The sequence below is a fragment of the Streptomyces pacificus genome, from assembly GCF_011766325.1.
GTDB lineage: Bacteria > Actinomycetota > Actinomycetes > Streptomycetales > Streptomycetaceae > Streptomyces > Streptomyces pacificus.
This window is the reverse complement of the sequence record NZ_BLLG01000006.1, coordinates 117,949-135,660: the sequence shown is the minus strand read 5'-3', so window position 1 is coordinate 135,660 and position 17,712 is coordinate 117,949. Positions and strand designations below refer to the sequence as shown.

Genomic DNA, 17,712 nt, shown 5'->3' with positions numbered 1-17,712 from the left:
CCGGTGGGCGGCACGGTGCCCGCGCCCCCACCGGTGCCGGTGCCGGGCTGCTGTCCGGGGAGCCGGGGCATGCGCGGTCCGGTCCCGGCGTGGCGCCGGTCCTGGCGGCGCCGGGCCGGGACCGCCAGGTCCCCGGCAGCGGCCGGGCGGTTCCCCGAGACCCGGCGTCCGCACCCGTGCGGTCCGGTCCGCCGGGGTGCGGGGCGTTGCGCCCCGGTCCGGGCGCGCCGCGGGACGCGGGGACCGGACCGGGGAAGCGGCAGCGCCTGCCCGGGGACCGGGCCGGGACCGGGACCGGGACCGGGACCGGGAAGGAAAGGAACGGGGAAGCGGACGGCGGACGGCGGACGGCGGACGGCGGACGGCGGACGTAAGACTTCCGTCACCGGCGGAACGACCGCCATGCCGCCCCGCGCGGCTTAAATGGAGCCATGAGGACATCGTTCGTACGCAGACCCGTGGTGATCGTCGGTCTGGCGGTGGTCGCGATCGTGGCGGCTGCCGGGCTGTACTGGTTCCAGCCCTGGAAGCTCTGGGTGGACGAGACCGTGCGCGAGGAGCTGCCCGCGGCCTCGCCGGCCGCACCGGCTTCCCCGGCCGCACCGGACGGATCGCCTGCCCCGGCCGACACGGCCGCGCCGGCCGCGCCGGAGGTGCTGGCCACGGGAAGCTTCATCAGCCATGAGCACGCCACGACCGGCAGTGTGAAGATCCTCCGGCTCGAGGACGGCTCCCGCACCCTGCGGATCGAGAACCTGGACACCAGCAGCGGCCCCGACCTGCGAGTCTGGCTCACCGACGCGCCGGTGAAGGAAGGCAGGGACGGCTGGCACGTCTTCGACGACGGGGAGTACGTCAGCCTCGGCAAGCTCAAGGGCAACAAGGGCGACCAGAACTACGCGCTGCCCGCCGACGCCGATCTGAACCGCCTGACCAGCGTCAGCATCTGGTGCGACCGGTTCGACGTCTCCTTCGGCGCCGCCGAGCTCGAGAAGGCGGCCGCGTAGCCTGAGAGCACGATGAACACCTTCACCACGTCATGGGGCGACCTCGGGCTCACCCGCTTCCCCGAGGACCCCCGTGAGCGGCTCCGTGCCTGGGACGCCTCGGACGAGTACCTGCTGCGCCATCTGGAGGGCGAGACGCTCGCCGGCACCGTGGTCGTCCTCGGGGACCGCTGGGGAGCACTGGCCACCGCGCTCGCGGCGCACCGGCCCGTGCAGATCAGCGACTCCCATCTCACCCAGCGGGCGACGCGGGCCAACCTCGCCCGCAACCGCACCGCCGCCGAGACCGAGGGCGTACGGCTGCTGTCGACCCGGGACACCCCGCCGGACCGGATCGACGTCCTGCTGGTCCGCGTCCCCAAGAGCCTCGCCCTGCTGGAGGACCAGCTCCAGCGGCTCGCCCCCCGGCTGAATCGCGACACGCTCGTCGTCGGCACCGGCATGGTGACGGAGATCCACACCTCCACACTGCGGCTCTTCGAACGGATCGTCGGCCCCACCCGCACCTCGCAGGCGGTGAAGAAGGCCCGGCTCATCCACTGCACCCCCGATCCCGACCGCACCGGACCGGCGGCCGCCGGTGAGGGCTCCTGGCCGCGCACCTACACGCTGCCGGACGGCATCGGCGTGATGTCGGGCCGTCCGGTGACCAACCATGCGGGCGTCTTCTGCGCCGACCGCCTGGACATCGGCACCCGCTTCCTCCTCCAGCACCTACCCGAGCGCCGGGGCCCCCTCCGCGTCGTGGACCTGGGCTGCGGCAACGGGGTGCTGGGTACGGCGATCGCGGTCGCCAACCCGGATGCCGAGGTGCTGTTCGCGGACGAGTCGTACCAGGCCGTCGCCTCGGCCGAGGCGACGTTCCGGGCCGGCACCGGCTCGTCGGCCGGGGCCGCCTTCGTGGTCGGCGACGCACTGTCCGGTACCGAACGCGAGTCCGTCGACCTCGTACTGAACAACCCGCCCTTCCACACCCACCGCGCGCTGACCGACGGCACCGCGTGGCGTATGTTCACCGGCGCCCGCAGCGCCCTGCGCCCCGGCGGCGAGCTGTGGGTGGTCGGCAACCGGCATCTCGGCTACCACGTCAAGCTGCGTCGGCTCTTCGGCGGCTGCGAGACCGTCGCGAGCAATCCCAAGTTCGTCGTGCTGCGCGCCGTCAAGCGCCGCTGACGAACGGGCCGCCGCGGGTGGGGAGGACGGACAGGGCCGACGCGCGGGGCCCGGCCGGGCCGATCCGCGCGAAGCGGTCGGCCGGGCCGGGCCCGGACCCTCAGCCGTGCTGCGGACGCGCAGCCGGCGGATCAGTGGTTGTTGACGCCGTTGCCCGAGAGCACCGGGATGTCTTCGAGGATGTGCGACAGCGGCTCGTCGCCCTTGGCCTGGGTCGAGTTCTCGGCGCACTGCTGGTTCTGCGGGTTCGACAGGACGTTGATGTCCTGCACGGCGACCGGCACGAGACCGACGAGCGACCCGGCGTTGGCCTTGGCGGGCAGACCGATGCACAGCTTGTTCAGCGAGCCCTGGACTGCGCTGAGCTGCGGGCTCATGTCGCCGTAGGTGGCCGAGTTGCCGAAGGCCTGCATGGCGTTGTTGCCGCTCAGCGACGTGGTGCCGCTGTCGTCGCCGATGGCCAGAGCCTGCGGGGCGGCGGTCAGCGAGACTCCGGCAACGGATGCGGTCACGGCTGCTGCTGCCCACAGCTTCTTCATGGTGGTTCCCTTCAGGGAGGTTCGCGATAAACGGGGCGTCGGGATGCGCACTCCACCGGTGAGTGCCGCAGTGACCAACCCCGGCACCCGCGCTCCGGTTGCGGCCTGTAGCCCGATCGGCCGAGCGCAGAGGGCGCTGTTCGGGGCGTTCGGTTCCGCTCGCGCCGATGATCCCGGGTGTTACGGGATATTGGGGGCATGGCGGAGCACAAGGGTCATGGGCAACGGCGGGGGCTGATTCCGGCAAGCCGCGGGGAACCGGGCGGCGGCCGGGAGTCGGCGGGCCGGGCGGGCCCGCCGGCCCGGCCGGTCGCGGACCGCTCGGCGGAGCCCGTCTACGCCTCCCTCATGGCCAGTTGGTACGCCCAGGGGAGGACCGTCCCCGGGGTCCGGGACCGTGAGTGGTCGGACCTGGTCGCATGGTCCTGGCCGCGCTGGTGAGCCGGTCCCGGGGCCGCCGCTTCCAGGGGCGGGCCGCACGGGGAGCGCACGAGGGGCGCACAAGGGGCGTGCGGGCGCCGGGACCGGGCAGGCCCGGGGCGTCGAAACGAACGGGCCGGGCCGCCGCGGCGCTCCGCGGCGGCCCGGCCCGGCCGGGTGGCGTGGCAGGGTCAGCCGTTGCCCTGACCGTTGCCCGAGAGCACCGGGATGTCGCTGAGGATGTGCGACAGCGGCTCGTCGCCCTTGGCCTGGGTCGAGTTCTCGACACACTGCTGGTTCTGCGGGTTCGACAGCACGTTGACGTCCTGCACGGCCACCGGCACGAGACCGACGAGCGACCCCGCGTTCAGCTTGGCGGGCAGACCGATGCAGGGCTTGTTCAGCGAGCCCTGGACGAGCGCCATCTGCGGGCTCATGTTGCCGTAGGTGGCGGAGTTGCCGAAGACCTGGGAGGCACCGACACCACTGGCGGACGTGGTGCCCGTGTCGTTGCCGATGGCCAGGGCCTGCGGCGCCGCCGCGGCGGAGACGCCGACGACTGACGCGGTGACGGCGGCGGCCGCCATAGCCTTCTTGAACACGAGAGTCCCTTTCCTGGGTACGTGGTTCTGGGGTCTGGGGCTCCGGGGTCCGGGGTCTCTTAACGCGGGGACCGAAGTGCCCGTTCCCCGGAGCTCCCTGATCAACTCGGAGCAGCGGAGTTGGTTCTTCCGCTTCACTCCAACGGGCGGTGCGGCCGATATGCCGCGCACCGCATCCGGCCAGGCGCTTCCACCGCCCGCCGGGACCCTTCCCCACACGTTGCCGCGGTTGTCGGCCTGAGGGCCATTCGGGTGACGTGCCGCAACCAAACGCAGGAACGGCCCGTTTGAATCGGTGCGCAGACGAGCTGGAGTTTTCCTGCAGAAAGGCAGGCAAGTGATGATCAAGAAGGTTATGGCTGCGGCTGCGGTCACGGCCTCCGTAATCGGTGTCTCGGCCGCCGCCGCCCCCCAGGCCCTGGCCATCGGCGACGACACCGGTACGACGTCCGCCAGTGGTGTCGGTGCCTCCCAGGTCTTCGGCAACTCCGCCACCTATGGCAACATGAGCCCGCAGATGTCACTCGTCCAGGGCTCGCTGAACAAGCCCTGCATCGGTCTGCCCGCCAAGGCCAACGCGGGGTCGCTCGTCGGTCTCGTGCCGGTGGCCGTGCAGGACGTCAACGTGCTGTCGAACCCGCAGAACCAGCAGTGTGTCGAGAACTCGACCCAGGCCAAGGGCGACGAGCCGCTGTCGCACATCCTCAGCGACATCCCGGTGCTCTCGGGCAACGGTCTGGGCAACGGCTGACCCCCGCACGCCGGCCCGGATCTCCGGGCCGGCATGCGTCCGAGTGCATCGCCCGGAGTTTCGGGCGGCGGAGGGGTTCCCGCGGTCGGTGCGGCTCGCCGGCGAGGTGTCGCGGTAGGTGCCGCGTTCGGCACGTCACCACACGTCACCACGTGTCACTTCCTGGCACGCCATGGCATGCCAGGGCACTTCGAGCCAGTCCCCGGGCCGTCGACCGGAACGGGGGCCCGATGAAGTCCGGAAAGACCACGACGGTGCCGACGGGACCGCTGATGGCCGTAGGACGGCCTCATCCGCTGTTGCGGAATCCGGCGCGACCGGTGGCGCGGCCACCTCGCCGGGAGTGCTCTCCGGGAACACCATCCGGATTCCCGTGCATGCTCCGATGAATACCTGCGGTCATTCCGTCAATCTCATTGCCGTGCTGCACCCTGCGTTCGGCAACCTCTGTGTGAACGGCTGAACCCAGTCCTCGCACACAGTCCTGAAGGGTCGTTTTCCGCCGGTCCGGGGCGTGGCCTGCGGTACCGCTCCGGGATCGGCTCGCGAAGCGAAAGCGGGAAGAACAACAACATGCGACAGGTCATCAGCAAGGGAATTCTGACGGCCGCTGCGGCCACCGGGATTCTGTCCTTGACCAGTGTGTACGCCAGCGCCGACTCCCAGGCCGACGCCGAGGCCGCGAACTCGCCCGGCGTGCTGTCCGGCAACAACGTCCAGGCGCCCGTGCACGTACCGGTCAACGCCTGCGGCAACTCGGTGAACGTCGTCGGGGTACTCAACCCGGCGTTCGGCAACACCTGCGCCAACATCTCCGGCGGTGGCACCGGGGCATCCGGTGGCGCGTCCGCGGAGGGCACCGCGGTCGGCTCCCCGGGCGTCGCCTCCGGCAACAACGTCCAGGCGCCCGTGGACGTCCCCGTCAACGCCTGCGGTAACACCGCCGACGTCATCAGCGCCCTGAACCCGACCTTCGGCAACACCTGCGTCAACGGGCCGGGTGCGATGACGGTGACACCCGAGACCCCCGAGACGCCGGTCACCCCCGAGACGCCGGTGACGCCCGAGGTCCCCGAGGTCCCGGAGATTCCGGAGGTTCCGGAGATCCCCGAGACGCCGGAGACCCCCGTGACCGAGGTTCCCGAGGTGCCCGAGGCTCCGGAGATCCCGGTCCCGGTGGTGGACACCCCCGACGACGACCGGGTCGCCGACTCCTCGACCACGGACCAGCTGGCCGAGACCGGCGGCAACGCCGGCACGCTGGCGGCCGGTGCGGCCGCGGTCGGCCTGCTGGCCGGCGGAGCCCTGCTGTACCGCCGCGGGACCGCTGCCGCGCGTCGCTGAGCGTCCGCGCTTCCCGTGTGGGCCCCGGCCGGGAGAGTCCCCTCATCGGGCTCTCCCGGCCGGGGCGTCTCCAGGCCGTGTCCGAGCGGCGGTGCGCGCCGGGCCCGGGACGCCGCGCGTCCCGGGCCCGCCGACGGAGCCGACGGAGCCGGAAAGCGGTGGATGTCCGCTGCGGACGGGCGTCCGTCGGGGTCATGTCCTGCCGCCTCCGGCGGCACAGCCGCCCCGGGCACACCGCAAGCGGTGCGGACCCGGCCAGATCGGCGGCAAGGGGCGGAAGACCCCGCCGCGCGCCCTCGGCCGGCGGCCCGGGACCGCTCGGTGTCCGCCCCTTGGGGGAGACGACCCCCGTGCCCCGACACCGGCCGCCACCCCCTTCAGCAGCTCCGTCTCACTGACGCAGACGATGCGGGCCGCCCAGCGGGCCCGTACCGCTCCCCGTTGCGGGCCGGACCGGCGAGGAGACGGCCCACCGCCTCGAAGGACCAGAGGTGCGGACCGAAGATGACGGGCAGCCGTCGGCCGCGCAGCGCGAGCCCGGGGACCAGCCCTGCCCCACGACCGTGAGCGTGCACCACGAGGGTGCTGATGGCCGCCACGGTGCCGGCGTGCCGGCTCATCTCCCAGCCCAGCAGCGGGGTGCCGCCTTCCTCGCCCGCCGTCGGTGGGCCTCCGCGCCGAGCCCGCGGACGGCCTCCCCGGGCATCCCGCAGCCCGGGCACACCACCGCCATCGGGGTAGCAGCGCCTGACCGACGCGCCACCAGATCCGCAACGAGCCCGGCCACTCCGCAGCCGGCCCGCCGGACGATGCCGGACGATGCCGGGCACGGCGGGTCGGCCGTGGCCGGACGGTGGGCGCGCGCGACGGTGCCGGATCCCGGCCCGGCGGCCATCCGGCCCGGACGCCGGGTGGGAACCCGTGTGCATGCGGCGCCCGGAAGGCGATCCGGCCGCTGCCGGAACGCAGCATGCTGCGAGGAGGGCCGATTCCGACTCGTGTCCATGCTGTTCATATGGGCGGCCCCGGGGGAGAGAAGAGGAGGCTTGGTGCGCTCCTGGCGGAGCCGGTGTGCGCGGCAGCAGCCCCGTTTCCCTCCGGTGCCGGACCGGTCTCCCCGTGTCCGAGGAGGCGGGGTCAAAGCCCGGGTTAATCCTTTTGGTCTCCATGCGTGTCCGGACTTCGGGTGTCCTCGTTGATGCTTGCACCGCATCGGTAAATCCCTGGAAGGAAATCAATGATGAAGCGAATCGCGAAGTCGGTGGCGTTTGCGGGCACGGGTGTCGCCCTGGTCATGGGTGGTGCGGGCGCGGCCGTCGCGGACAGCGGGGCGACGGGCGCCGCCGTGGGCTCGCCCGGTGTCGCCTCCGGCAACGTGGTCCAGGTTCCGGTCCACGTTCCGGTGAACGTCTGCGGCAACACCGTCAACGTCGTCGCCCTGCTGAACCCGGCGTTCGGCAACACCTGCGCCAACCTCTGACACACCGGGGCGTCCGGCGGCATATGCCGCCGGACGCCCGCACCCCTGCGGACCGAGCGGTTGTTCACTCCTTCGGCCGCACAACCCGGCAGACCTCGCTGCCGTTGAACCATCGGACCGAGCAGTCACGCACGGCCACTGAAACACCTTGACCAAGGAGTGCTTCTCCATGTCGCGTACCGCGAAGGCTTTCGTCCTGTCCACCCTCGCCGCCGCCGCTGTCGCGGGTTCCACCGGCATCGCCGCCGCCGACAGCGGTGCGGAGGCCGTGGCGGCGAACTCGCCGGGCGTGCTCTCCGGCAACGTGGCCCAGGTGCCGATCCACGTTCCGGTGAACGTCTGCGGCAACACCGTGAACGTCATCGGCCTGCTGAACCCGGCGTTCGGCAACATCTGCGTCAACGACTGACCACTGACCGCCCGCACAGGCGTCCCGGGCCGTCCTCCCCACCGCGGTGGGGAGGACGGCCCTTTTGCGCGGTCAGTCAACACGGTCGGCTGGTCACGCCGTTCATACCGTCGTTTATGCCGTCGTTCATGCCGTCGTTCATGCCGGCCCTCGTGGTGGGCCCGGCCCGGTTCCCGGGCCGGGCCGCCTCCGGGACGGGACCGATCGAACGGTTTCCACCGGCGCTCGCGAAGCGATCCGGCAGCAGAATCCGAACGGGGACTTCATTCGGGTGGGGCCGGAGGAATCCCCGGCCTTCCGAGTTTCCGGCCGGGTGACGGATCGTTACAGAACATATAGCCGTGCGGAACAGCACGGCAGGACCGCCCGGGTCGGTACGAGAGGGCGTGCCGGGCATCCGCCATGTACCTGAGCATTCCGTCACCTGTGCACGCGACATGCGTCGCCGAAGGAGAGATTCACTGATGAAGCCCATGAAGGTCGCCGCCGTCGTCGCCGGCTCGCTGGTGGCCGCGGGTGCCTCGGCCCCGGCTTTCGCCGCTTCCGGGCTCGCTCCGACCAGCCTGAACGGCGGGCTGGGCACCGTGGCGAGCGAGACCGCGAGCGCGGTCGAGCCCATCGCGAACAAGACGCTCGACACGGAGCAGGACGGCTCGCTGCTGCACGCGGTCAAGAACACCACCGACGGGCTGAACAAGAACAAGGCAGGGGTCCCGCAGCAGCTGCTCGGCGGCCTCCCGCTGGGTTCCTGAGCGGCGTACCCGCACGCCCCCGCAGGCCCGGCGGCTGCATCCGCCGGGCCCGCGGGCTGCCGGGCCGCCTGCCGCGCCGGGCTTCCTGTTTTGATGTGTCCTGCCCGCTCCGGCTTCCCCGACTCCCCTGTATGTTCCGCCCGTTCCGCCTGCGTCAGCGCCAGCGCCTCCGGCAGTCCTGGTGGGTCACCGGCTGGGCCGGGCCCCCGCACGGATGAGCGAGAGTGCCCCCTTCGGGCTAATCGGGCGCAGGGCTCCCCCGCCCGTGTGACAAGGGCGCCCGGATGGCTCCCCGTAGTCGCTATGGTCCGGAGAGTGACCTCCACCTCCAGCGCGGTACGCGCCATCCGCCCGGCCCGACTGGGCACCCTCGTCGTCATCGCCTGGAGCGGTGAGCACCCCGACGACGAGCGCGACATGCCCTTCCTGCTGGCCTATGCGCTCGGCGACGGCGACGGCGGACCCGAGGGGACCGAGGCCGCCGCCCGGGAGCTGCTGGACACCGTGGGTCTGCCGGTCGGGGCGGAATGCGTCGATGCCGCCGAATCCGCCGGGCTTCCCGTCACGCTGCTGGTGGAGGCGGGCCAGGCCGTCCTCACGATGCCTCATCTCACCGTGCAGTGCGCGGTGCCGCCCCAGTGGCTGGCTGCCGTCCGGGAGCGAAGCCATGTGTACTTCATCTTCGCGACGCGGCCGTGGCCGGACGCCGCGCCCGGGGTCCCGGTCACGGAGGACCAGCTGCGGCGGTTCGTCGGCGACGAGGCGGTGCTCTCGACGTCGGCACACTGCCTGCTGCCGGTCCGTCAGCTGCGCGGCTGAGTGGCCGCCGGGCAGCAAGAGGCCCGGCTGACGGCGGTACGACCGCCGGCCGGGCCTGGTTCACACCTTGCTGGTCAGGGCTGCCGGATTGCGCTCGCCGGGCGGGAGGGCGCATGGTGCGCGTCCCCCCGGGCAGTCCCGGCGAGCCTGCGTCGTATTCCATCCCTCACGGTGGCGGTCGGCGCCGCCGGATGAGGAAGCGTCGGCTTCACGGTGAACTCCTCGGCAGGGGTTTTCAGGACACCGGCGACGTTAGTCCGGATCTGACGATCCGTCGTGCCGAGCGGGCGGTGGTTACTGCGTGTGCGCATCGGCCCAGGTGGCGAAGATCCGGGGAATCGGCCGGACGGAACCCGGTGGAATCCGACGAGACCGGTTGGAGCCGATGCGGCCGGACGCCGTCCGACGAAGCCGGCCGGGACCATTCGCATCCGCAGAGGAAGTCGGGACAGACATGGGGACTCGAGCCAGGACGCACGTCCCGCGCTCCGTGACGGCATCGCACGCCGCTCCACCGGCCGAGGTGGGCGGGAGCCGCGCCTTCGCCCTGACGCTCGTGCTCACCGGAGCGGCCGGACTGCTCGCCTCCTGGGTCATCACGCTCGACAAGTTCCGGTTGCTGGCGGATCCGGGCTTCACCCCGGGATGCAGCCTCAACCCCGTGGTGTCGTGCGGGAGCATCATGGAGAGCGAGCAGGCGGCCGTCTTCGGCTTCCCGAACCCGATGCTGGGGCTCGTCTCGTACGCCGTGGTGACCGCGGTCGGCGCCGGGCTGCTGGCGGGGGCCCGGTACCGGCGCTGGTTCTGGCTCGCGCTCAACGGGGGGGCTCTTTTCGGGGTCGCCTTCTGCACCTGGCTGCAGGTCCAGTCGCTGTACCGGATCGGCGCGCTGTGCCTGTGGTGCTGTCTCGCGTGGGTCGCCACGATCGTCCTGTTCTGCCGGGTGACCCGGCACACCGTCAAGCACCGGATGCTGCCGGCGCCGGCCCCGCTGAGGGCGGGGCTGAGGGAGTTCGGCTGGCTGCCGCCGGTCGTCTGGACCGGCATCATCGGCATGCTCGTGCTGACGCGATGGTGGGACTTCTGGACCGGCTGAGGCCTCCGGGTGCCGGTCCCCGCCGACCGGCAGGGGCGGGCTGGAGCCCGGCCCGCGGCCGAAGGCGGCGGCCGGCTCCGGCCGGCCGGTCAGCTCCGGTTGACCGCCCCCGGTCCGGTTGACCGCCCCCGGTGGTCCGGCTCCGGGCGGCAGGCCGTCAGCCGGACCACCGGGGCGGCCGGGCCCTCTCGGCCAGGGGCACGTCCGCGCGCCGGGGCCCTATGGCTGGTGCGGTGTCAGATGGAGCGTGAACCAGTCGCGGGCCAGGGCCGAGACCTCCTCGAGCGCTCCCGGTTCCTCGAAGAGATGCGTCGCCCCCGGGACGACGGCCAGTCTGCACGCGCAGCGCAACGCCGACTCCGCCTGGCGGTTGAGGTCGAGAACGGTCGTGTCACGGCCTCCGACGATCAACAGCGTCGGGGCGTGCACACCGGGCAGCCGGGCTCCGGCCAGGTCGGGACGGCCCCCGCGCGAGACGACGGCGGCGACCTCCGGACCGGCGCCCGCCGCCGCCCAGAGCGCCGCTGCGGCGCCGGTGGACGCACCGAAGTAGCCGACGGGTCCGGGAGTGCGGGTCCGCAGCCAGCGGGTGGCCCCCGTGAGCCGGTCCGCCAGGGCCTCGATGTCGAACACGTTGCGGCGGTCGGCGGCCTCCCGCTCGGTGAGCAGGTCGAACAGCAGGGTGCCGAGACCGGCCGCGTTCAGGGCCGTCGCCACCGCCCGGTTCCGCGGGCTGCGCCGACTGCTCCCGGACCCGTGGGCGAACATCACCACCGCGGCGGTGTCCCCCGGCAGTGCCAGTTCTCCGGTGAGCCGCACCCGGCCCGCCTCCACCTCGACGTCCTCGGACGCGCCGGCTTCCCGGGAGCCGGCGGCCGGCCGGGCCAGCAGCGCGACGACCTCCTCGTCCGGGGTCTGTGAGAAGTCCCGGTACCACTGCCCGACCGCCGAGAACAGCCGCGGCGCGGACAGGCACACCACCTCGTCCGCCAGGGTACGCAGCCGGGCGACGGCGTCCGGCGGTGCGACGGGCACGGCGAGCACGACCCTGGCGGCCCCCTGCGCCCGGACGACCTCGCAGGCCGCCGCTGCCGTGGCCCCGGTGGCGATCCCGTCGTCGACGACGACCACGGTCCGGCCCTCGACGCAGACGCGCGGCCGGCCGGCCCGGAACCGCTGCGCCCGCCTGGTGAGTTCGGCGGCCTCCGCGCGTTCCACCGCGGCGGCGTCCTGCTCGGAGACACCGCCCCGGCGGACGATGTCGTCGCTGATGACCCGCACACCGCCCTCGCCGATGGCGCCGAACCCCAGCTCCGGGTGGTACGGGACCCCCAGCTTGCGGACGACGATCACGTCGAGCGGCGCGCCCAGCGCCCTCGCGACCTGGAAGGCCACCGGTACCCCGCCCCTCGGCAGCCCGAGCACCACGGGATCGGCCTCCCGCAGATGCCCCAGGGCCCCGGCGAGGCGCTGCCCCGCGTCGGTGCGATCGGCGAACAGCACAGTGGCTCACCCCCTACAGGGGTCTCCTTCGAACCAACCCCAGTCAGGCCCCCCGCGCAAGTCGGGACCCGGGCCCGCGCCACCCGCCCCCGGGCGGGCACACGACGGGGATCCGCTGCACCGGGTCTTTGCCGAATCCGCCCCGGTTCCACGGCTGGTCGAGGGGGTGGGTGCGGCCGTCTGCGTCGGTGGCCCGGACGACGAGGACATGGCTGCCAGGGGGTGGCCGTCCACGCCGTGTGCCAGTGGCGCCGGGTCCGGACATCGCCCTCCACCGCGTCGAGCGCCGCCTCGTGCCAGGTCCCGCCCGTGGTCGGCGCTGGCCTCCGCCCGTGCGACCGGGGCGAGGCCTGACCGGGCCCGGCCCTCCGGTCCGATCCGGCCCGGTGCCTCCGCCGGCCACGGCCGGCTCACCAGCCACGGCCGGCTCACCGGCCGGGGACTGAGCAGGGCCCGTCCGCTCCCGGCGCACTCCACTGTGGCGCGGAGCGTGACGGGCGGGAACGCCCTGAGGTCCCTCAGGTCCAGCCGCAGGGGCGCGTGTCCCAGTCCGCCCACGGTGAGCCGCCGGTCGGCGGCCTCGGTTGCGGGGGTGCCGCAGTGGACGAGTACGTCGTGCAGTCCGAGGGGCGTCAGCGGGTACCGGAGTGCCTCCAGCGGCATTCCGTGGTTGCGGGCGGCGAGGGCCGGCTCCCCGAGGCTGATCCTCTCCCCGAGGCTGATCCTCTCGCCGGGGCGGGCGAGGCGCCCGGGAGCGATGGCGGCCGTGAGGTCCCGGTCCATCCCTCCATCCTGCGCCGCCCGTCGGTCGGCGGCAGCATCAGCGAGGGGCGGCCCCCGCGGACCTGCTGCGGCATCCCCAGGCGCCCCTCTCCGGCCGGCTGCGGTGCTCGCGGGTGGCCTTCTCCGGCCGGCTGCGGCTCCCGCGGCCTGCGGAAGGCACTCAGGACCAGGAGGCGCTGGAGAACAGTCCGCCCAGACCGAACGATCCGGTGTCGGAGAACTCCATCGGTCCCTCGTGCCTCCGATGCCGGCCCGAGTACTCCCTGGAGCCGGTCGCGTAGTCCCGCGAACCGTTCGCGTACTGACTCGTAGGGACCGAATGGTCCCGTGAGCCAGTCATATAGTCCCGCGGGACGACCTGGTCGGCTTTGACGAGCTGGCCCTCCGCGGCGAGGGTCTGTACGCGCTGGAGAACCGTGCGCAGTTCCAGACCGAGCTCGTTCGCGACGACCTGGAGATCCAGCCCGGAGTGCCAGCTCCACACCAGAACGGAATCCATCGAGGGAGACCAGACGGGACCCGCGGGCTGAGGGGGCGGAACCGGCTGGACCGGATCGGCCCAGGTCTGCTCCTCGGCCGCCGGAATCGTATAGGCGCCGGTCTGCTGGAGCGGTTGTCCGGTGGTATAGGGGGGTGCGGGCGGAGCCGGGACCGCCGTCGCGGCCGGCTCCGCCCGGGGAAAAGACGCGGGGGTCTCCGCGGCCGTCTGCGCGGGCTCGCCGCCCGTATCGGAGGACTGGTCGGACATTCGGGTCAGCAGATTCGCCGCGACGGTGCGCGCGCCTTCCCGGCCGACGGTCCTGCGGGCCACCCTGACCTCGCGTTCCGGTAGGCCCATCATTCCCGCGACGGTGCCGTCGTCACCGACGACCACGGCGAATGCCGCCAGCATTCTCGTACGATCGGCCTGGGCCTCGTCGAGTGCGCTCTGCGCCAGCCGCACCCGGTCGTCGCTGGTGCAGAAGGCATTCGCAAGGACTGTATTTCTTTCCCACAACTCTCGCGGTTCCACATACGCACAAACGCTTCGCCCGGGTCAGGGACTCGCGGTTTCCCGGGAATTCACACGATGAGCTCCAATGGCTCAAGTTTTCACGATTCACGGTCGTGGCCACGAGGCCGGGGAGTGCCGGGCGCGGCCCAGCGGGGCGCCGGCGGACGCGCCACCCCGCCCGGCGCGGCCGGGCGGGGTCCGGCGTCCCAGGCGGGTACCGGCACCCCGGCATCGGCAGGTGGCGGCAGGGGCTCGCGCTCGAGCCGGAGCATGCGGAGCGTGCGCCGGGTGTCCTCCTCGAAGGCGTGGGGCGAGGCGAGCCGGTCCCACTGCGGGTCGCGGGCGCCCGGCAGCATCGCGCCGCGCGCCTGCCACTCGGAGAGCAGTTGCCCGTACAGGGGTGTCAGGGCGAGTTCGCCCGGGCCTCGGTGGCGCGGGGCGGACCGCGGGGAACCGGGACGGCGCGCCCACGCCAGGACGCCGGCGTGGGGGGCCGGAGCGGCCGGCGGGCCCGAAGGTCCGGGAACCGGTGCGGTATGGGGAGAGTTCATCGACGACAGAACGATCTCCCGCGCGGTTGGACACGTCCCCGGGGCGCCTGCCGGCCGTTTCGCCACCGCCGTCAGCGCCGAAACCGGGGCGGCGCCGTCAACGTCCCCGCGGACCGTGCCGTTCGTGAAGGCGCCGGCGGCGATGCCGGCGCTGACGACGGTGCTGACGGGAATGTCAACCGCCCGGTCAACTGCGGATTTCACCTGACGCCAACGGCGGTGGAAAATAGGGAAAGCGGATCTCCGTCGCGGCCGGGCGAGAAACTGCCTCCCCACCCGTACGGGTCATGATCCGGGTGTATTTCCCGCTACTTTTACGGTAGTTGTAGAGCAGCATTCGACGGCAAATCGCGAAGGGGTACACGGCATGGGTGTCGCAGAGTCGGTCGCTGTGCATGCGGACAGCCGCGGCCCCGGACCCTGCGCCGGCTCCGGACGAGGGAACGATCCACCCGCCATCTCGTACTGCCGCACCGTCGACCGCACTCTGGTCATCGCGCTCAGAGGAGTGGTCGACCGGGACAACATCTACCCCCTGCGGCTGATGCTGACCGTCGCCGTGAAGTCCGGATACTCGCGACTCGTCGTCGACTGCGCCGAAATCACCGGATGCGACCACGAGTTGCTGGACCTCTTCCTCTCCTGGAAGCGCCACGAGCGGAACATCGCACTCGTCCACCCCTCCGGCCCGGTGCGCGATCTCATCGCCGCCGAGATCTCCCGGCGTCTCTTCCTCTGCGCCCTCTCCGTCAAGCACGCACTCGATCTGATGGGGGGATGACGGCACATTCGGCAGTGCCGAGCGTGGCCGACGCGGTCCGTGCGGAAACCGGCCTATGGTGAGGACATGCGCGGGATTCTCCTGGCCGGCGGCACCGGCTCGCGGCTCTGGCCGCTGACTCGTTCGGTTTCCAAGCAGCTCCTGCCGGTGTTCGACAAGCCGATGATCTACTACCCTCTTTCCACGCTGGTGATGGCCGGGGTGAGCGAGATCCTCGTCGTCACGGCCCCCGGGGACCGGGAGCAGTTCCGCCGGCTGCTCGGCGACGGCAGTCCACTGGGCCTCCGGATCGACTACGCCACCCAGGAGGCGCCGGACGGTATCGCCCAGGCCTTTCTGCTGGGCGCCGACTTCATCCGGGGCGAATCCGTGGCCCTGATCCTGGGCGACAACATCTTCCACGGCAGCGGTCTCGGCACCCGGCTCGCGCAGAGCGGAGCGCCGAGCGGCGGCCGGGTGTTCGCCTACCAGGTCGCCAACCCCTCGGCCTACGGCGTGGTGGAGTTCGACGGGCACGGCCGGGCCCTGTCGATCGAGGAGAAGCCCGCCCGGCCCAGGTCGCGTTACGCCGTGCCCGGCCTGTACTTCTACGACAGCCGGGTGGTGGACATCGCGCGCGGTCTGCGCCCCAGCCCCCGGGGCGAGTTGGAGATCACCGACGTCAACCGGGCGTACCTCGAGGCCGGGGAACTGCGGGTCACCGAGCTCGACCGGGGCACCGCGTGGCTGGACACGGGCACGTTCGCCGCCATGGTCCAGGCGTCCGAGTTCGTGCGGGTCATCGAGGAGCGCCAGGGCCTCAAGGTCGGCTGCGTCGAGGAAGCGGTCTGGCGGGCCGGCCTGATCGACGACGACCAGCTCCGCACCCTGGCGGAGCCACTGCTCAAGAGCGGGTACGGCCGGTATCTGCGGGGACTGCTGGAGGACCCCCGGCGCTCCGGCGTCGCTCGGCCCGGTGGTGCGCCGGGCCTGCCGGAGGCGCTGCTCCCGGAGCCCGCCGCCGTGTGACCGCCGCCGTGTGACCGCCGTACGGGGAGCCGGCCCCCGGCCCCCGGCCCCCGCGCGCCGCGTCCGAGAGGAAGGCACGACGTGAGACCACTGCGCATCGAAGGCGCCTGGGTGGACACCCCCCGGGTGTTCGAGGACCGGAGGGGCCGCTTCCACGAGTGGTTCAGGACGGACCGCTTCCGTGCGGCGACCGGACACCCGCTGCCTCTCGAACAGGCGAACTGCTCCCGTTCGGTGCGCGGCACCCTCCGGGGCGTCCACTACGCGGCGGTCCCGCCCGGCCAGGCCAAGTACGTCACCTGCGTCAGCGGGGCCGTGCTGGACGTGGTGGTCGACCTTCGCACGGGTTCGCCGACGTTCGGCAGCTGGGAATCCGTGCGGCTCGACGACCGGGACCACCGCGCCGTCTACCTCTCGGAGGGGCTGGGCCATGCCTTCATGGCGCTCGAGGAGGGCGCCACCGTGGTCTACCTCTGCTCCGCACCGTACTCACCGGAAAGGGAGTTCGGGATCCACCCCCTCGACCCGGACCTGGCCGTCGACTGGCCCGGGGGCCTCACCCCCCGGCTGTCGGACAGGGACGCGGCGGCCCCCACGCTGGCCGAGGCCCGGCGGCTGGGGCTGCTGCCCTCCTTCGAGGCCTGCGCCGCCTACCGCCGGCGCCTGTGCGGGGCGGAGCCCGGGGGCCTCGGGACGGTGCCCGCGGGGGCGCCGCCGCGGTGAGCCCCGCGCCCGGCCGGGTGCGCGGGGACCCGGGCGGTGGCCGGGTGGATCCGCCTCGCCGCTGCTCGGGTGATCTTTCAGGAGCGTCGTGGACGGCTTCGTGATCATAGGATCTCGGCGAGTGAAGGATGCTCCCTGGCGACGGGCGAGGTGACTCGTGCGCGAATCCATTCGCCCCTCGAGTCCGTGCGCTTGCCGTTCGTTCACTCCCAACACTCCGTGAGGAAGGTTCTCTGGTGAGCCGTAAAACCATCCGCAGCTCCCGCATGAAGACCGTCACGATGGTCTCCGCGGGCACCCTCGCCGTGGTGCTCAACTTCGTCCCGAGCACGGCGGCAGCGTCCGACGCGATCGAGCGGTCGGGTACCGGGCACAGCCTGGGCCTGCCGGGGCCCAACGGTGCGATGTCGGCCGATGCCGACGGGGACGGTGACCGGGGCCCGAAGGGCAAGGACGGCAAGCCGGGCCCGCAGGGTCCGCAGGGTCCGCAGGGCGAGAAGGGGGACACCGGCCCCCAGGGGCCCCAGGGCGAGCAGGGCGAGCAGGGCGACCGGGGCCCGCGCGGTCCGCAGGGTGAGCAGGGTGAGCAGGGCGACCGGGGCCCGCGCGGTCCGCAGGGCTTCCAGGGCGAGCAGGGTGAATCCGGGGTCTTCGGGGCCTATGTCAGGGTCGGCGAGCCGGGCCCGATCTCGGTGGTCGAGTGCGACCCCGGGGACATCGCCACGGGTGGCGGTTTCGAGGTCCCCGAGGGAGTGCCGGACATCCTGGACGCCCAGTCGAGCGTTCCGATCGGCGACCCGCCGTTCGGCTGGCAGGTAGTGGCACAGGACCCGGTGGGAGGCCTGTTCATCACCGCCTACGTCGTGTGCGCCGACACGGCGTGAGGGACACGCGGGGTCCGGCCGGGCGGTGCCCCGGGGCATAGGCCCCGGGGCACCGCCCGGCCGTTCCCGCACACCGTCCGTACGCAGCGGTTT

Annotated in this window: 21 protein-coding genes; 15 read left to right on the top strand and 6 right to left on the bottom strand. The window is 72.6% G+C overall.

Annotated elements, in window-relative coordinates; translation table 11 throughout:
* The first annotated feature begins 431 nt into the window (after positions 1–431).
* Together SCWH03_RS12750 and SCWH03_RS12745 are read left to right on the top strand one after the other, a co-directional pair.
* Positions 432–1,007 carry a DM13 domain-containing protein gene (locus SCWH03_RS12750; RefSeq protein ID WP_173264297.1) on the top strand — a complete coding sequence of 192 codons (576 nt, stop codon included), beginning with the start codon at positions 432–434 and terminating at the stop codon, positions 1,005–1,007.
* A 12-nt stretch (positions 1,008–1,019) separates the two neighbouring features.
* Positions 1,020–2,180, top strand: coding sequence for a methyltransferase (locus tag SCWH03_RS12745; protein ID WP_173264296.1), 1,161 nt, complete (start codon positions 1,020–1,022; stop codon positions 2,178–2,180).
* A gap of 131 nt (positions 2,181–2,311) precedes the next feature.
* On the opposite strand, the gene SCWH03_RS12740 is transcribed toward SCWH03_RS12745, so the two are convergent.
* Positions 2,312–2,719, bottom strand: coding sequence for a rodlin (locus tag SCWH03_RS12740; protein ID WP_173264295.1), 408 nt, complete (start codon positions 2,717–2,719; stop codon positions 2,312–2,314).
* Positions 2,720–2,917: 198 nt separating this feature from the next.
* Here SCWH03_RS12740 and SCWH03_RS12735 point away from each other — a divergent pair, with 198 nt between their 5' ends.
* Positions 2,918–3,160, top strand: a complete 243-nt coding sequence (locus tag SCWH03_RS12735) for a hypothetical protein (protein ID WP_173264294.1) — start codon at positions 2,918–2,920, stop codon at positions 3,158–3,160.
* 170 nt (positions 3,161–3,330) lie between these two features.
* Here SCWH03_RS12735 and SCWH03_RS12730 read toward each other — a convergent pair whose 3' ends face one another.
* A complete protein-coding gene (locus SCWH03_RS12730) occupies positions 3,331–3,741 on the bottom strand; it encodes a rodlin (protein WP_172607670.1) in 411 nt (136 codons plus the stop codon).
* Positions 3,742–4,081: 340 nt separating this feature from the next.
* Between SCWH03_RS12730 and SCWH03_RS12725 the strand changes: the two genes are divergently transcribed.
* From SCWH03_RS12725 to SCWH03_RS12690, 8 genes are all read left to right on the top strand, one after another.
* Positions 4,082–4,492, top strand: a complete 411-nt coding sequence (locus tag SCWH03_RS12725) for a rodlin (protein ID WP_173264293.1) — start codon at positions 4,082–4,084, stop codon at positions 4,490–4,492.
* 172 nt (positions 4,493–4,664) lie between these two features.
* Positions 4,665–4,955 carry a chaplin gene (locus SCWH03_RS12720; protein WP_371872665.1) on the top strand — a complete coding sequence of 97 codons (291 nt, stop codon included), beginning with the start codon at positions 4,665–4,667 and terminating at the stop codon, positions 4,953–4,955.
* Between the two features lie 110 nt (positions 4,956–5,065).
* Positions 5,066–5,836, top strand: coding sequence for a chaplin (locus tag SCWH03_RS12715; RefSeq protein WP_173264292.1), 771 nt, complete (start codon positions 5,066–5,068; stop codon positions 5,834–5,836).
* 1,240 nt (positions 5,837–7,076) lie between these two features.
* The gene (locus SCWH03_RS12710) at positions 7,077–7,316 is read left to right on the top strand and encodes a chaplin (RefSeq protein WP_173264513.1); all 240 of its coding nucleotides are present in this window, start codon (positions 7,077–7,079) and stop codon (positions 7,314–7,316) included.
* Positions 7,317–7,485: 169 nt separating this feature from the next.
* On the top strand, positions 7,486–7,725 hold the full coding sequence (locus tag SCWH03_RS12705) for a chaplin (protein WP_173264291.1): 240 nt from the start codon (positions 7,486–7,488) through the stop codon (positions 7,723–7,725).
* A gap of 464 nt (positions 7,726–8,189) precedes the next feature.
* Entirely contained in the window at positions 8,190–8,477 is a 288-nt protein-coding gene (locus tag SCWH03_RS12700; RefSeq protein WP_173264290.1) for a hypothetical protein, read from the top strand.
* A 315-nt stretch (positions 8,478–8,792) separates the two neighbouring features.
* A complete protein-coding gene (locus SCWH03_RS12695; protein ID WP_254076723.1) occupies positions 8,793–9,296 on the top strand; it encodes a DUF5949 family protein in 504 nt (167 codons plus the stop codon).
* A gap of 454 nt (positions 9,297–9,750) precedes the next feature.
* Complete coding sequence (locus SCWH03_RS12690; RefSeq protein WP_254076722.1) at positions 9,751–10,392, top strand: vitamin K epoxide reductase family protein; 642 nt, start codon at positions 9,751–9,753, stop codon at positions 10,390–10,392.
* A gap of 219 nt (positions 10,393–10,611) precedes the next feature.
* Here the strand turns inward: SCWH03_RS12690 and SCWH03_RS12685 are convergent, their stop codons facing one another.
* From SCWH03_RS12685 to SCWH03_RS12670, 4 genes are all read right to left on the bottom strand, one after another.
* Positions 10,612–11,895, bottom strand: coding sequence for a phosphoribosyltransferase family protein (locus SCWH03_RS12685; RefSeq protein ID WP_173264288.1), 1,284 nt, complete (start codon positions 11,893–11,895; stop codon positions 10,612–10,614).
* Between the two features lie 6 nt (positions 11,896–11,901).
* Entirely contained in the window at positions 11,902–12,558 is a 657-nt protein-coding gene (locus SCWH03_RS12680) for a molybdopterin-dependent oxidoreductase (protein ID WP_254076746.1), read from the bottom strand.
* Between the two features lie 280 nt (positions 12,559–12,838).
* Positions 12,839–13,570, bottom strand: a complete 732-nt coding sequence (locus SCWH03_RS12675; RefSeq protein ID WP_254076721.1) for a hypothetical protein — start codon at positions 13,568–13,570, stop codon at positions 12,839–12,841.
* 200 nt (positions 13,571–13,770) lie between these two features.
* Complete coding sequence (locus SCWH03_RS12670) at positions 13,771–14,223, bottom strand: hypothetical protein (RefSeq protein ID WP_254076720.1); 453 nt, start codon at positions 14,221–14,223, stop codon at positions 13,771–13,773.
* Positions 14,224–14,590: 367 nt separating this feature from the next.
* Between SCWH03_RS12670 and SCWH03_RS12665 the strand changes: the two genes are divergently transcribed.
* From SCWH03_RS12665 to SCWH03_RS29610, 4 genes are all read left to right on the top strand, one after another.
* Positions 14,591–15,004, top strand: a complete 414-nt coding sequence (locus SCWH03_RS12665) for an STAS domain-containing protein (protein ID WP_173264286.1) — start codon at positions 14,591–14,593, stop codon at positions 15,002–15,004.
* Positions 15,005–15,070: 66 nt separating this feature from the next.
* Positions 15,071–16,012 carry a glucose-1-phosphate thymidylyltransferase RfbA gene (gene rfbA, locus SCWH03_RS12660; RefSeq protein ID WP_173264285.1) on the top strand — a complete coding sequence of 314 codons (942 nt, stop codon included), beginning with the start codon at positions 15,071–15,073 and terminating at the stop codon, positions 16,010–16,012.
* A gap of 81 nt (positions 16,013–16,093) precedes the next feature.
* On the top strand, positions 16,094–16,735 hold the full coding sequence (locus SCWH03_RS12655) for a dTDP-4-dehydrorhamnose 3,5-epimerase family protein (protein WP_173264284.1): 642 nt from the start codon (positions 16,094–16,096) through the stop codon (positions 16,733–16,735).
* Between the two features lie 236 nt (positions 16,736–16,971).
* Positions 16,972–17,619: a collagen-like domain-containing protein gene (locus SCWH03_RS29610; protein ID WP_216854744.1), complete on the top strand. Its 648-nt coding sequence runs from the start codon at positions 16,972–16,974 to the stop codon at positions 17,617–17,619.
* Positions 17,620–17,712 lie beyond the last annotated feature (93 nt).